The sequence below is a fragment of the Pseudomonadales bacterium genome, assembly GCA_024234615.1.
GTDB lineage: Bacteria > Pseudomonadota > Gammaproteobacteria > Pseudomonadales > IMCC2047 > JAJFKB01.
On the sequence record JACKNY010000002.1, the window covers coordinates 428,668 to 443,736 of the forward strand.

Here is a 15,069-nt window from a genome sequence, read left to right on the forward strand (position 1 = left end):
CACATACCTCAAGCTTTAATAAAACAACCCTAAGTCCAACCACCTTATCTACCAGCTTTACCCAGATAACTGCTCATATAACTAGCCAGTTTTTATCAGGGCTGGTGGATGCTTGCCACACAAACCGATATCATTGCGGTCGTTTGTTCAAATACGATAGGGGTTCGATAACTATATGATTGCTACTCTCACTGATTTAATTACCGCTGCTCAAGAGCAAACCGAGCCACAGCGTTTACTCTTTCTGTTTGCCAAAGCCGAGGCTCAAAACAAAAAGAAAAAGAGTAAACGCCAACACAGCGGCACGATCAGCCCGGTTATGTGCGTCGATAAGTTGCCTGAAGAAATAACCTCATTTAAAGCGCTGGTAGCGGAGGCGGATAATATCACCAACGAGTGGGATTTCATGCTGGTTGCCGGGCTAAGCGGCGCAAAAGGCAACGCACCAAGCACGGAGGATGCTGAGCCTCATCTGAATAAAATGGCGAACGACCTAATGTCCGGGCAAGATCTATCCCAATACATTATCTTCGACCGTACTGAAAACCCTATTGTGGTGCAGGCCAGGTAGCAATTGATTTTACGACCTGGCGTGGCTTTCTTTCTTACAATCGATAGCTTCTGTAACGCGTCGGGTCGTAAACAATCAACTCATAGTTGGATTGTAAAAACGACACTAAATTGACCAGTTGTGTTACCGTCATCACGTCATTGTAGATGGTCATTTTTGATACTTCTCCATCTCCAACTTCACTATCTGGATAGCCTTCCGCTAAGCGATGGGAAGGATTAATCACCGAGGTCACCAGCTCACCATAAGTCTTTATCTTGCTGACCTTCCCGCCCAATTTCACAGAAATTTTGGGCTCTTTCCCATCCGGTTTGAGCTGTTCAATGCCTGCAATTTGGTGGCAACTATGACATTTAAGTTGGATGAAGGCAGATTTACCCAAAGCCGGGTCGCCTTCAGGTAAAGAAAAGCCTTTTGAAGATTTGGGGCCACCACTATCACAGCCAGCAAGCACCACTGTCAGGACAATAGCAATAAGCACAAATAAAGTTTTCATGAATTCTCCTTCCAACAAACAGAATTAATTTCATACAATTACCGATATCAGTAACACCGTCAACCTGCGTTTTTATTATCCCCCTGCGGGTGACGCAGCTGTTGACCCACATCAAGGAGTAGCCACTAGCCACTCAGCTCTTAATGAAAGATATTATTACCTGGAAAATGTTGCATCGCAGTCGCAAACGAAGGCCGTTGCTTCAGCGCAGTATACCAGCGCAGAATATTAGGATATGCGTCCAGGTTTACACTCGTCACTTCATGGGTATGGACGTAGGCAAATATAATAGTATCGGCCAATGTTATCTCGTTACCAGCCAGGAAATTGGTTTGCTCCAATTGTACTTCTGCCAAAGGTAAATGTAGTGTGAGGCATTCCTGGGCTTCCGCCAACTGTGCTTGGTCCGCTGAGCCTCCAAAAAATTTCGTCTTAACTATTTCCTCATAAAAGTAAGTTGTCAGCCATCGACCAATATGCAATGAACCAAAATCAATCCATTGATCGATTTTGGCTTTTGCCATAGCATCTCCGCTGTACAAACGCGAACCGCAGGTGCGGGATAAATACCGACAGATTGCAGCACTTTCGTAAAGGTACGTTCCATTATCTTCAAGCACTGGCACTTTGCCCAAGGGATGACGCTTTAGATGCTCAGGTGTTTTGTGTTCACCTTTAGTGACGTCAAGTGCAACATATTTATAGTCCAGTCCTAATTCCTCTGCGGTCAGCAGCACTTTAGTTAGGTTAAAGGTTGGAAAGCCGTATATTTTCATTACTATTCTCCTTCGGGTTAACGCCCCTAAAACCAGATAACCTGGTTGAGCGATTTTAAGAAGCCTCTGCTTAATTCCTTAACAATGCTTCACGCTTTCTCCTGATGGCAATTCGGGTTTCTTCGGTGAATCCGTCCAAATCCGTTTCCAAACGTTTCCTAATCTCCACAGGTATTGCTGATTCTTCACTATATTTCATACCCCAGCGAATCGTTTCGATCAACACTGGCATTAAGTCTTCACCTTTTTCAGTCAACAGGTAAATGTATTTTTTTCCGTCGCCTGGATCAGGAAACTTTTGAATCAAACCGTTAAATTCCAGTTGCTTTAGCCGATCCGCTAAAATATTGGTCGAAATACCCTCCGGTGAATTAAGAAAATCTCCGTAGGCTTGTAACTGACGAAACATCATGTCACGCACAATTAACAAGGTCCATTTGTCGCCAAACAGCTCCAGGGAAAAGTTAATAGGACAGGATGATCTTGTTGCTTTCTCAGACATGTACCTATTATCTTTCACTTGCATTATGCAAGCAAATTAATACAATCACTTGTGTTTTGCAAGTAATTGTATTACTCACAGTCCAGGTCGGGCTGATTCAAATTCATCACCCATATTTGAGATACGTCGGATGGATTTTAATGAGGACTATTTAAAATCAGTTCTTGATTCAACCCAAGCCATAGGGTCGAGCTGGTAAAACTCCTTTAATAGACGAAAGAGTTCAGGATGTTCTGACGTCATTTGTGCTGGCTTCTCAAAGAAAGACTCGGTGGCGACGGCAAAAAATTCAGCGGGATTGGTCGCACCATAGTGATCCATCACACTTACACGACCATGTTCGGCAGCCATTTGTAATTGCTCGAATTCTTTGCTGAACACTGTTGTCCAGCTCGTATAGCCGGCACGAGACGCCAATAAAGGCGCTCCGTTAGTGCTGCCCGACTCACCGTCTAACTGGTGCGCAAATTCATGGAGTACAAGATTTTGTCCATCGGTAAAATCCTGTGCTCCGTGCCGTACATGATCCCAGGCTAAAATAACCCGACCATTACTCCAGGACTCACCCAGCAATCCTTGATCTTGATGAGTTACCACGCCCGCTTCCTGCACTTCCACTCGCGGCGCAACAAAAGCCGCTGGGTAGACTAAAATAGATTTCACTTCAGGGTAAACCCGTGTCTTGCGGTTTAATACGAGCAGGCAGGCTTGTGCGGCAATGGTGACTCTCATTTCATCGGTTAATTCCAGGCCCGCACAACCATAGAACTTTTTTTGGTAGAGGAACTGATTAATTAACCGATGCCATTGGTCACGTAATGGCGCTGGCATTTTTATATAAACTGGTAGTGTTACCGTTAATATCTCAACAAAATGCTCTGGAAAAGGCCGGTTAATTGCCTGTCTATACCTGAGTTTCGGAATCCATAGGGTTAGCACCAAGGCAGCAACCGCAAACAGCAGAAACAGCTCAGCACCATATTTCATGTCAAATCACAGAAAGTTTGCACAAACCCATATCAAGGTGGCGCTCAATTAAGGCATTAATTTCACTGGCCTTGGTAAGCCTTTTGATTTGCTGAAATAATAATTCCGCTTCTGTATATTGAAGCCGTAAAAATGCTAACCATTGCTTGGTGCGATTGCCCACATAGCGGGGACTCCATTGATCACGCAGTTCAAAATGCTGCAGTACCACTTCAAGCACTTTATGCCAAGGCAAGGAGCTAACCTGTTCACCCTGATATTGCATTTTGATCTGCCTGGCCAAATCAGGGCATGCCAAGGCACCCCGCCCCAACATCAAGTCCGTACAGCCACTTTGTGCCTGCGCCTCTAGCGCATCCTGCGGTGACCAAATTTCACCATTCGCAATCACGGCAATTCGCGCCCTAGCTAGCAGAGGTTTAATATGATGCCAGTGTGCCGGTGGCTGGTAACCATCCGCTCGTGTGCGCGCGTGAATACAAAGTTCACTCGCGCCCGCCTCAACAATGCTGGCAACGATGTCTTCCAGTAGGCTCGTGTCATTAAAGCCTAAGCGAATCTTTGCCGTTACCAGAATGGCTGGATCAACCGCATCTCGCACCGCTGCAACGATTAGTCCCAGCCGCTTTGGCTCTTTGAGCAGAACTGAGCCACCATCATTACGATTAACTATTTTAGCCGGGCAACCGAAATTTATATCTATCCCCGGCGCTCCCAACGACACCGCTTGTGCTGCATTGGCAGCCATCCAGCTCGGCTGTCCTCCCAATAGCTGGATAAACACAGGCGTACCGGCAGCAGTCCTACCGTTAGTCTCTAATTCAGGACAGTTTCGGAAAAATACTTTATCAGGAAATTTTTGATCGGTAACCCGCACAAACTCAGTAACACAACGATCGAACCCACCCAGACTGGTGAGTATTTCACGCATTTCCATATCGACAACACCTTGCATCGGTGCAAGCACAAGTCGCATGGCTACTCAGTCAATCCGGCTTTACGCATTCTATTGTAACGGCGATAGGTTTTACGCAACACCTCACTTTTAGCATCATCAGCTAAGGAGTTCCATTGCTCAATTTCCTGCTCTGTACGAAAGCAGCCTTCACAAATTTTATTCTCGTCGAGATGACATACCATGATACAGGGGGATTTAACGTAACTTTTGGTCATTTTTAAGCAGTCGATGTAGTGGCAACTAAGGTGCTCATTGTGTGCAAAAACCAATTAAATGGCCAGTAATTTTCCCTTAACCCAAACCGGGCAAACAGACTGTAAGGAGCTTCATTTTAATCTCATACTGAAAACAATAATCATTTGCCTTGACTTACCCCAGAGCATGAACGACTATTGCTGAAGAGCCGTGATAAGCGGAATAATTGATAGAAACCAACACCTCCAAATACAGCAATGAATCAGACCATCGTCAAACACCTCCTCGCAGCCAAACAAGGCTGCAAACGCTTAATGCGCAGTAGCCTAAGCGTCTATCGCATTGGCGTGATGGTCAACGGTTCTTGACTTTGAGATAAATTGATAAAGATTTAATCAAAAAGCCTCCAAGGACCCAGATCCCGGAGGCTTTTTTCTTTCTCATCCTATTTTTCCCTCGAAAGAATTACCTCCAGAATCCGGGTTATTACGACGCTTTGATAACCGCAAGCTTAAGACCATGGATAGAAAACTAGAACTCAATATTATAAAAATTTACCTCATGGCGTTTTTCCAGGCTGCGATGGTAATTACCGCTATCTACGTACCCTTACTTCAAGGGTATGGGCTTACAATGGCACAAGTCATGCAAACTCAGGCGCTTTTCGCCCTGACAGTAGCGGTTAGCGAGGTACCCAGCGGCTATCTTGCTGATCTATGGGGTCGCAAAAACACCATTGTATGTGGAGCGGCACTGTGCGCAATCGGGTTTAGCTTGCTGTGCTTCGCCGATAGTTATTGGGAATTCATGCTCTACGAGTTGATCCTGGGGGTTGGTATTAGCCTTAATTCCGGTGCCGATTTAGCTCTACTATATGATACGCAAAGCTATCTAAGCCGCCACGAGTCTGCGGTAAGTAATGGTCAGCATATCTCCAGATTAATTTCTTTGGAGGGGGTGGCTGGCGCAGTCGCCGCCGTACTGGCAAGTATTCTCATGATCTGGTCTTTACAATGGGTGGTATTGATACAGGCCATTGTCGGATTTGCGCCATTACTAATCGCGCTAACCCTGGTTGAATCACCAAGAGAGATATCTGTCTCAGGCCATAGAGAGAATGCCACTCGCGTGAAAGCAGCCATTATTGAAAAACCCTTAGTTTTAAGTATCACACTGGCATTGATTGTATTTAATCTGGCAGCGATTTATGGCTTTTGGTTGTACCAAAAGTACTGGGAAGTGCGTGGTATTCCACTGACTTACTTCGGCTATTTATGGGCTCTGCACTGCTTGGTTCGCAGCATCGCCGCTCGTTTTGCCAATGAGGTTGAGTCGTTATTCGGTTCACGCTTAACCCTGCTACTGGTGGCAATACTCAACATTGTTGGGCTTGCTGGAATGGCCTTAACGCCTGGTTTAATTGGTGTTTATTTGGCACTGCTCCTGCCTATCTCCCGTGGCGTAGGATCGGTCATACTCTATGACGGGTTAAACAAACGACTCACTTCTGAGTTTCGGGCAACAGTTAATTCGTTAGTAAATTTGGGGTTTCGCTCCATTTTTATTCTAACCGGCCCCTTATTAGGCGTCCTGACTGATCGGTACGGAGTGGAATCCAGCCTATTGCTTTTGGCAGCAGTTTTCACTCCCACTTTCGGCTTTGTACTGTTCTTGTTATTTCGCAGTATTCGTGAGGAAAAAGCTTTAGTTGAAATTGAGGAACACTCTGCGACTTCAATAAACCAACCGATAAGTTGAGAGCGACAATCGATCTTAACAGAGGTGACATTGTTTAACGAAAGATGGGGCTGCGCCGAGTAGCTCCATTTCCCTCCCCAGGGTCAAAGTCCTTTAACCCGCTCTTTCCCGCAACGCTCACATTTAAATACCGTCACTAACTTGCCCTGTTTTGAGTCAAAGTGATTATCCTTCACCACTTTCCATTTGTGATGCCCATGTTGACATAAGCCAAGCGGTTTGGCTTTTTTCTTTTTGAAGGGGAGTATATCGGCCATCCTATCTATACCGTGCTCATTTGGATAAGCCTTATCATAATATAAAACTACTTATTGAATGGTATAAATGAAATCTAAACTGTGTGCTGAAGCTCGTGAAGGTACACTAGTCAAATTAGCGAGGCTAATAACAAACGTATATTAGCGCTATCTTGATTGGCGCTGCTCTCTGATGCGCAGCGCGAGGTCGCCAGTAGGCGGAGCAGGCTTAAAGAAAATATTTATTCGCGTCAACAAAGCATCTGCCGCGTCAAAATGGCCTAACTCCAACATTAAATTTATCTGCTCGATAATCTCCTTTCTGATGCTCTGCATTTCCGTTATGGCAATAAAGTTTTCTGGATTAAGCGCTAGTACTTCTTTATAAATCAACACTGCGTTGTGATCGGCCGGGTACAGTAACTTACCTTCTTTCTTCAGGGTTTGCGCTTGCCCAAGAAGCCAATCAATCCTTTCTTGTTTTTGCGTCCTTCGCTGCTCCTGCACTATCACAAGGTCCAGCACTTCATCCGTAATTTGACTATCATGCTGATCAATAGTCATGAGCGTCAATGGAGATTTTGTTTTTATTGGGACAAAAGAAAGGCTTGACTCAGTATTATCCTTCACGACAGAGCTATTTGTTTTACCGCTGACGATGTCATAAATACCCTCTCGCAGCTTATTTTGAAGCATTTCCAACCGGTCACGGGTTTTAAAAATAAAATAATCAAAACTCAGGCCAACCTGTTCATTACCCTGAATTTGCTGAACGCCCAACTCCTTTGGTTTTTCCTCACGCGAATAATTAAAATAGATAACCGCGCTAGCCAACAGCAGTAGGATAAGTAAAACTGACCGCCATAAATATTTCTTTGTCACCTTCGGCGCATAGTCATAGGAAGAACAAGGTTGTTCTGCGAGTGTTTGATATATTTCCTGTGGAATATCAACAAAATCATTTTCCTTCAATAGATCATCGCGCTCTATCTCTACCCCAGCTGTTACCGAATCAGGACTAACAGAGGGGTTTTTATTCAATGTTGAGGCATCTTTGGACGGAATCTCCTGATTATCTACCACCTTATTTTTATTATTGGTTAGCTCACTGTGCGGCAAAGGCTTATCGGTTGCTGGAGGTTTCGTCTGCCGAGGCACCGAGCTAGCTGTTTTTGTTTTTTCGGATAGAGCGGGAGTAATGTTTTTTATTCCATCAACACCTGAATCGCCCTTAACTTTCACATTTGTATTCGCTACTTCAACAGCCCGCAGGGGCTTATCCGCGCCACTTTTTTTCTGACTTTCATTTTTTACCGGTTGAGAAGGCGCTGTGATTTTAGCAATGGTCTCATGAATATTTTTATCTTCGTGTGCTCGTTTCTTGCCTTTATGCTTCCCTGACTTAAGGCTTTCAATATACTCGTAACTATTGGTAAATTCTGTTGGTGGGACATCGTCCCATTCGTTTTTAGACTTCCGGGTGGGTGTAGTGGCGCCAGTTTTAGTGTCGGGCATTAACAGCTTTTCAAAGGTCTCCCGCTGTTTTTTCTTTGCCGCATGAGATAACGAGAACACATTGCTCTGTACGGGGGGCGTTTTCTTTGAGACCTTTGCCGACTCAACTGAATGCCCATCAATAGCGATAATTATTTCATCGTCTATTTTTTCCAGTTCATCAATCATCTCGCGCCCACTCTGGAAACGCTCATCCGGCATTTTCGCTAAGGCATAATCAACAAACTCTTGAAAAACCGACAACTCATTGGGCAATTGCACGAAGGAAGCCCCTAACTGCTCAGAACCAACCGCCTCACAACCGTACTTAAAGGGCGCTTTTCCTGTTAGTAAAAAACAAAAGACCGCGCCCAAACTATAGAGGTCTGCTCGCGCATCCAACGACTCCCTGCGCTGCTGTTCTGGGCTCGCATAATCTGCTGTTTCGAGTAATTTATCCTGCAATAGCGACTCAGCATTTTGATACATTTCCCGAGCGAAGCCAAAGTCCGTCAGCATTGCTTGGCTGGTTTCTGATGAGAGAATGATATTTGAAGGTTTGATGTTGTAGTGGCCAATTTTACGCTGTGCCAAATAATCTAAGGCGCCAGCCAACTGCTTCACCACATATATTTTGTCCAATAAGCACATACTTGAAGCGCGCTTTTCAAGACTCTCCCCCGGAATGTAGTCAACAACACTGTACAGCGCCTCAATGTTTTGCCCGACCTCATGAACTTCAGCAATATTAGGATGAAAAACCTGCTTAGCAGTTTCTCCCTCCTTATCAAACCGACTGAGATATCTATTCAGCACGGCATGATCTAACAGCGATTTCGGTAGATACTTCACTACGACCGCTCGCCCGGAAGATAACTGGGTCGCGAGATATACGAATCCCGCACCACTATTCTCGATGGGTTGGATTATTTTATAGCCTGAAATATCCATTTAAACCTTTAGTTCTGTTCCTGTCGGTATTCGCAAAGCTCATCTGGACATACTTTGCGCACCCCAGGTTTATACTCGACCTCAGGAACCTCTGAAAAATTCCTTAAAGTGAGTTCTGATATTTATCAACACACTAAGTATATATTGACAGCAATAACTATGCCGGACGAAAAAAAAGCTCTATTTTACAATGGCTTCGGCTTAACTATTGAATAATTATGGGCGTGTTCAGTCAGTAAAAAATACAATTTGTAAATTTATCTGACGCCATTACGTTTCATTTTAATCACCTTTCACTTCTAACAGCAATGTGAGACATTAGCGCCACTACTGACCCACCAACTCTAAAAAAGTGATTTTTCGTGTACCTTGAACTAAGCCATTTATTATGGACTTTCGTCATTCTATCGGGCTTTTCCTATTGGTGGCATGCCTATGGCATCAAGCAGACTGCATTACAGCAAACAAAAGCCTACTGCCAAAAAATGGATCTGCAAATGCTAGATGAAAGTATTGCTTTGAATCGAGTCACCATTAAACGTGACAGTAATGGCCATATTAATTTCATTAGAGTATTTCGCTTTGAGTTCGCTTCAACAGGTGACGAGCGTTATCAGGAGCTCACCACTATGCATGGTCGTCATTGCCAGAATATCCACTTAGATGCGCACAAAATATAGTGCTTGTTTGTAGGGGAGAAAATTGAATCTCAACCTGATTAGATGAGTTTATCTTGCTGCACCAATACCCAAGGTTTAATCACCACTGTCCAAAGTTTAGCTTCTTCTGCCAACCAGATTTTCGCTTGCTTATCTGAGACTTTCATCAGCAAATCACGTTCCATCCAGCTTTTTATTTGCGCGACATCGTCCCTGGCAAAATGCAAAGCAACCATCACTAAATCCAATTCTGGTGCAATATAAACACAATTACCTGTTGCGAAAAAACGCTGTAATTCCTGCCAGCTAATTCTGGCGGTTTGGGCATTGACCTCCGCCATGGTGGCTTCTTCGTGACTGCTAGACTCTGACATTGGTTATAACTTTTCAATAAATGAGAAAATGGATGAGGGAGGGATTATAACGATCTCCTCCTTTATGAACTAGCCTGCTATAATCGCGCGCCCACTATTTCCAGGAGACTAAAAGAGTATGTTCAATGTGAATGAATACTTTGATGGCAAGGTAAAATCTATCGCTTTCCAAACTGACTCGCTACCCGCGACCGTTGGTGTGATGGCGCCAGGCGATTATGAATTTGGCACCAGCAAAAAAGAAACCATGACAGTCATAAGTGGCGCATTAACCGTTAAACTACCACAAAGCGATGACTGGCAGACTTTTAACGCTGGCGACCAATTTGAGGTAGCAGCAAATCAGCATTTTCAACTTCAAGTCGCTGTCGATACCGCATACCTCTGTACGTACGGATAGTTCCAGCTAATTTTTGGCAACCATTTTTTTCTGGCTGATTCGCCATTGGGCTCGCATCCTGAGCCCAATTATTTTCTATCTTAAATGAAAACCGGCATATCCTTTGCTATACCTAACCTTATATTTTGATAAATACGGGGGATATATACCATGACAATGCACTTTTCCGTACACCAACATGACGATGGCTGGTATCGCTTAACTGCCGAAACAGCGCAAAAAGTGACTATTCTTGTCTGTGATTGCGAAACGAAAGCTCTTGCTCAGCATATGCAAGAGAGCCTGAATAGTGCTCCGAACGAGACACAAAAGCAGGTTATTGCCGCTATTGGTATGGAATTATTGCAGGAACTAGCGCAAAGCGCCTAGTCTTCTAGTCGGGCCAGTTATTATTGTTAGGCCGTAAAGCAGGTTTTCTGAAAAGACGGAGCGCTCTTTGCCATAAGTGCGCGACTGAAAACCCCATAAAAGTTCGGAAAATAAGGGGGATCACAAAAAGTGTCAGCAATGTTGAAACGGCAAGACCGCTCACAATAGCTGTTGCTACCGGCCCCCAAATCAGTGATTTCCCCGCCAACCCGGCCGCCAGAGAAAAAAGTCCGGCAATAGTGGTCAGAGAAGTAATCAGAATCGGAATAACACGTCTTCTTGCCGCATAGACTGTCGCATGCAATAAACTCATACCAGACGTTAACCGCTCATTGGCAGCTGAAATGAGGACAATTGCTGAATTTACCGAGATGCCCATCAACGCCACCACACCATAGAGTGTATAAAGACTGAGAGGGTTATTAGTCACAAATAACCCCAAAATAACCCCCGTAATCGCCAAGGGCAAAGAGGTCAGCACCATCAATGGTTGCCAATAACTACGAAATTGGGTGCCAAGAATGATATATATTAAACCAACACCCAGTAACGCTAGCATCCAAATGGCATCAAGAGATTCCTGAATATCATCAAGCTCACCGGTAAAATCCAAATTGATATTGGGAAATTCGCCGCTAATCCTGCGCCACTCATCCTCAATCAGTTGATTCGCTTGCACAGTATTGATTGCTTCCTTATCAATATCTGCTTCCAACGTAATAGTTCGGCGAAAATTATAGTGCCGAATATTGTGTTGTCCTAAGCCATACTTGGGTATCACGAGATCACCAAGAGCCACCGCACCCCCCTGCGGTAATGACAAGGTTTGGCGCAAGAGTGCATCAATGCCAGCGCGTTTATCTTGTTTTGCTACGACACGCACCTTCACCTCTTCGCCCCGGTCTTGAAAGTCCGTGACAATCTCTCCGTCAACATAGGCTTGCATCACTCTACTGACCGTGTTCGGGTTTAGTCCCGCTCGTTTAATGGCATCCGCATTGAGCCTCAGCACTAGTTCTGGATTGCCAGCTCGATAATCCAGAGTAATGTTGCTGTAATTACCCTGCGATTGCATGAACTGACTTAAACGATCAGCGGCCTTTTTGATGGTGGCAAAATCATCACCACGCACCTTGACGCTGACGGCCCGTGTCGTCGGTGGGCCATTATTCATACGTAACAGAGAGAGTGATTTAATACCCTCCACTTTCTGCAACCTTTCTTGTACCGCATCCGCCACTTCATCCACGGATCGGAATCCATGTTGTGCCGGATTGAGACTAACCATTACCTGCCCGACATTATTACCAAATAACGGTTCCGTTTCTGTCATTTGTTGTCCGGCATAGGCCAGCGTTGCCCTCAGCTCATCAGGCTCTATGACCTCCAGCATTTGGGTTTCAATCTCGCGTATAATGCGCCCGTTTTCCTCCAGCGAAGTACCACTGTCTGTCTGCACATTTACGTAGAACAGGCGCAACGGGTCGGTTTCAAAGAAGTTGAAGCGAATCAGGCCAAAAGCCAAAATTAAGATCGCTAAAATAAAAATTGCACCCGAACAAGTTATTGAAATAATCGGATGCCGTAGGGCCTTGAGCAACCACCGCGTATAGCGTAACTTCACCTTGTGGGTCATACGGTCACGCCAGGTTTTAGTGGCCGCTTTGGCGTATTTCCCCGACGCACTAACGTGAGCAGGCAGCATCCAATAGGCTTCTATTAGGCTGATTGCAAGCGCAATAGTTACCACGAGGGGAATGACCTTCATAAACTCACCCAGGATGCCGGGCAACAACATCAATGGCAGGAAAGCCGCCATGGTGGTCAATACAGAGGTCGTTACGGGCGCAAAAACTTCTCTTAATGCCTCAATTGCGGCAGCAATACCCTCAACACCGTTCTGCAGCTTGCGGTACATGGTTTCAACCACAACCACCGCATCATCCACTAACATACCAAGGGCAATGACGACACCCAGTAACACCATGTTATTCAGCGACATACCGATGATATTGAGAAATAGAAAAGTACCCGCTAACGTAAAAGGAATACCGATACTGGTCAGAAACGAAATACGATTCCCCAAAAAAACCCAGGTTACCAATAGCACTAACAAAAGGCCGATCAGGGCATTGTTTTGCATCAACGCCAGTGCTTCTTTGGTGCTAATGGTTTGATCGTCTACCAGCGTTAGACGTACACCTGTGTTTTCGCTCAGCGCATTGCGCTGGTCGATATAGGCCTGCACCCGTTCCACTAATTCAATAACGTTGGTATTGGCTTTTTTAACAATTGGTAGCATCACCGCCGGTTCGCCCTGATAGAATACCAATTCGGAAGGTTCCTCTGTCGATCGCGACAGCTCCGCCAAGGCCCCGAGCGCAACGACGCCTTGCGCAGTGATTACCGAGTAATTCGCCATGACCTCAGGGTTAGCACTGGTACCCGCTAATCGCACCAACCACTGGCCCTCACTGGTATCAATATCACCGCCTGATACGTCGCGAAAATAAGCACGTACCGTATCGCTCAGATCTGCCGGTGTAATACCTAAACCCACTAATCTTTCAGGGAAAAAGGAGACATGCAATTCAGGGTCATCCAACCCCATCGGGGTGATTTTATCAATCCCTTTGAGGCGCTCCAGGTCCTTTCTTACATTGCGCGCCTGTACGCGTAAATTCTCGTCCGCTCCGACGCCTGTAACCACCACAGTAGCAGCCGGAAATCCGCTCGAACTGGTGATTTCATAAATAATTGGGTCTTCCGCTTCGCTTGGTAGCTCATCATTGTAAGTATTTTGCACCTCTCGACGTAGATCACTCAAGCGTTTATCAAAAGTACGCTCATCGATTTGATTAAAACGAATGAGAATATTGGAAATAGCTTCTCGGCTGGTGCTGGTGACAAATTTAATATCTGAAACCCCGCTAGCGATCGCGTCCTCTAGAGGATCAGTAATACGTCGTTCGATATCTTCTGCCGAAGCACCCGGCAGGATGGTAATGACATTTACCCAGTTAAAATTAATTTCAGGGTCGCGCGCAGGAGGCAATTGTTGATAAGCCAAATAGCCTAATACCAAAACCAACCCGAAACTAAGATTGGTCAGCACATGATTACTGAGCAGGCGCTGCAACCAACTCATCTTTGCTCGCTCAGCTCCAGTTTATTAATTTGACGCATCATCAACATGCTTAGGAATCACCCACTGGGTCGATCTGTTCTGCATCGCGCAGTCCTAGATGTCCCTCCACCACCAGTGGTGTCAAGATCGGCAGATCGACCGGGCTAGCACGGCCCGCCTGAGCATCGGGAGTGGCTATAAATTGAGCACGGCCATCACGAATGATAAATACGCCAAGCTGTCCATCACGTTTTACTAACAGGTTAGCGGGCACATGCGGTCGTACATCCCGCCAATATAATTTACCCGCAGCACCAGGCAAGGCACTTTCTCGCTCAAACACCAATCTCACCTCTTGATTGCGAGTCGCGCTATTAATCGTCGATACTATCGATCTAAGTTTTAATAGATAACGTTGGCCAGCCTGTTCAAAGTAGAGTTTATCTATTGAGCCAAGATAGCTAGCATCCTGAGTAATAACTTGCGCCGATACCTCAAGTTTTTCCAAATCAGTAATCTTTACCAAGGGATGGCCATTATCAGCATAGTTTCCCACGGAACTTTGCCGCTCAATCACCAACGCCCGAAACGGGCTCACAACTTGACATCGAGATTCGTTTAATTTGGCCACTTCCAGCTCTGCTTGCGCCCCACGTAAATCGGCCTGCAATACCGCTAAATCGGCCTGCCGCTCATCCAGCGCTTCCTCGGAAATAGACTGCTTTTTCAGCAGGCTTTCGGTCCGTGCAACGCGGCGTTTAGCCAGTGCTATCCTCGCATCCAACGCTCCTACCCTGGCATTGGATGATTTAGTCGCAAGCTGATAATCTGCACAATCAAGCTCTGCCAGCAGCGCGCCCGCTTCAACCCGGTCTCCCACCCGCACCGGGATATTGATTACTCGTGCTCTAATCTGTGCGCTAACAACCGGCTCATTGAGACTAATGACTGTCGCCGGTGCAGAATGCTCAGGATAGAGTGCAACTTCTGAGAGAGGTAGGGTCTTAACTGCCGTTTCCTGCTGCGCCAAGCCTGGCTGCGCTAACAAACAACATATTAAAGAAGAAATAAGATAACAGGAGGTTTTTTTTACGCACATGCCATTAAAGCCACAAAGTCATTTTGTGATTCGTGCAAACATTCGCACAACGAAGAGGTCGATCATGATCCAATTTTTACTTTCATATTGCAAGCTTGATCATAGGCAGAGCATAAG

Annotated in this window: 16 protein-coding genes; 5 read left to right on the forward strand and 11 right to left on the reverse strand. The window is 45.5% G+C overall.

Features of this window, described 5'->3' with window-relative positions; all coding sequences use genetic code 11:
* Positions 1-175 precede the first annotated feature (175 nt).
* Positions 176-571 (forward strand): ribonucleotide reductase subunit alpha, encoded by a 396-nt coding sequence (locus tag H6995_11135; GenBank protein ID MCP5215550.1) that lies wholly within the window; start codon positions 176-178, stop codon positions 569-571.
* Between the two features lie 34 nt (positions 572-605).
* Here H6995_11135 and H6995_11140 read toward each other — a convergent pair whose 3' ends face one another.
* The 6 genes from H6995_11140 to H6995_11165 all read right to left on the reverse strand — a co-directional run bounded on the left by H6995_11140 (position 606) and on the right by H6995_11165 (position 4,505).
* Entirely contained in the window at positions 606-1,067 is a 462-nt protein-coding gene (locus H6995_11140) for a cytochrome C (protein MCP5215551.1), read from the reverse strand.
* 140 nt (positions 1,068-1,207) lie between these two features.
* Positions 1,208-1,843 (reverse strand): glutathione S-transferase family protein, encoded by a 636-nt coding sequence (locus tag H6995_11145; protein ID MCP5215552.1) that lies wholly within the window; start codon positions 1,841-1,843, stop codon positions 1,208-1,210.
* 70 nt (positions 1,844-1,913) lie between these two features.
* On the reverse strand, positions 1,914-2,345 hold the full coding sequence (locus H6995_11150) for a helix-turn-helix transcriptional regulator (GenBank protein MCP5215553.1): 432 nt from the start codon (positions 2,343-2,345) through the stop codon (positions 1,914-1,916).
* 147 nt (positions 2,346-2,492) lie between these two features.
* Positions 2,493-3,332 (reverse strand): zinc-dependent peptidase, encoded by an 840-nt coding sequence (locus H6995_11155; GenBank protein ID MCP5215554.1) that lies wholly within the window; start codon positions 3,330-3,332, stop codon positions 2,493-2,495.
* A gap of 1 nt (position 3,333) precedes the next feature.
* Positions 3,334-4,308, reverse strand: a complete 975-nt coding sequence (locus H6995_11160; protein MCP5215555.1) for a tRNA-dihydrouridine synthase — start codon at positions 4,306-4,308, stop codon at positions 3,334-3,336.
* 2 nt (positions 4,309-4,310) lie between these two features.
* Positions 4,311-4,505, reverse strand: coding sequence for a DUF1289 domain-containing protein (locus tag H6995_11165; GenBank protein MCP5215556.1), 195 nt, complete (start codon positions 4,503-4,505; stop codon positions 4,311-4,313).
* A gap of 499 nt (positions 4,506-5,004) precedes the next feature.
* Here H6995_11165 and H6995_11170 point away from each other — a divergent pair, with 499 nt between their 5' ends.
* Positions 5,005-6,243: an MFS transporter gene (locus tag H6995_11170; GenBank protein ID MCP5215557.1), complete on the forward strand. Its 1,239-nt coding sequence runs from the start codon at positions 5,005-5,007 to the stop codon at positions 6,241-6,243.
* Positions 6,244-6,326: 83 nt separating this feature from the next.
* On the opposite strand, the gene H6995_11175 is transcribed toward H6995_11170, so the two are convergent.
* Positions 6,327-6,500 carry a hypothetical protein gene (locus H6995_11175; GenBank protein MCP5215558.1) on the reverse strand — a complete coding sequence of 58 codons (174 nt, stop codon included), beginning with the start codon at positions 6,498-6,500 and terminating at the stop codon, positions 6,327-6,329.
* A 147-nt stretch (positions 6,501-6,647) separates the two neighbouring features.
* Positions 6,648-8,924: a serine/threonine protein kinase gene (locus H6995_11180; GenBank protein ID MCP5215559.1), complete on the reverse strand. Its 2,277-nt coding sequence runs from the start codon at positions 8,922-8,924 to the stop codon at positions 6,648-6,650.
* A gap of 362 nt (positions 8,925-9,286) precedes the next feature.
* On the opposite strand from H6995_11180, the gene H6995_11185 reads away from it, so the two are divergent.
* Positions 9,287-9,604: a DUF3301 domain-containing protein gene (locus H6995_11185; protein MCP5215560.1), complete on the forward strand. Its 318-nt coding sequence runs from the start codon at positions 9,287-9,289 to the stop codon at positions 9,602-9,604.
* 38 nt (positions 9,605-9,642) lie between these two features.
* Here the strand turns inward: H6995_11185 and H6995_11190 are convergent, their stop codons facing one another.
* On the reverse strand, positions 9,643-9,957 hold the full coding sequence (locus H6995_11190; protein ID MCP5215561.1) for a DUF2288 domain-containing protein: 315 nt from the start codon (positions 9,955-9,957) through the stop codon (positions 9,643-9,645).
* 118 nt (positions 9,958-10,075) lie between these two features.
* Here H6995_11190 and H6995_11195 point away from each other — a divergent pair, with 118 nt between their 5' ends.
* Positions 10,076-10,357 carry a pyrimidine/purine nucleoside phosphorylase gene (locus H6995_11195; GenBank protein MCP5215562.1) on the forward strand — a complete coding sequence of 94 codons (282 nt, stop codon included), beginning with the start codon at positions 10,076-10,078 and terminating at the stop codon, positions 10,355-10,357.
* A 150-nt stretch (positions 10,358-10,507) separates the two neighbouring features.
* Positions 10,508-10,726 carry a hypothetical protein gene (locus tag H6995_11200; GenBank protein MCP5215563.1) on the forward strand — a complete coding sequence of 73 codons (219 nt, stop codon included), beginning with the start codon at positions 10,508-10,510 and terminating at the stop codon, positions 10,724-10,726.
* 4 nt (positions 10,727-10,730) lie between these two features.
* Here H6995_11200 and H6995_11205 read toward each other — a convergent pair whose 3' ends face one another.
* Entirely contained in the window at positions 10,731-13,874 is a 3,144-nt protein-coding gene (locus H6995_11205) for an efflux RND transporter permease subunit (protein MCP5215564.1), read from the reverse strand.
* Positions 13,875-13,923: 49 nt separating this feature from the next.
* Positions 13,924-14,952 (reverse strand): efflux RND transporter periplasmic adaptor subunit, encoded by a 1,029-nt coding sequence (locus H6995_11210; protein MCP5215565.1) that lies wholly within the window; start codon positions 14,950-14,952, stop codon positions 13,924-13,926.
* Positions 14,953-15,069 lie beyond the last annotated feature (117 nt).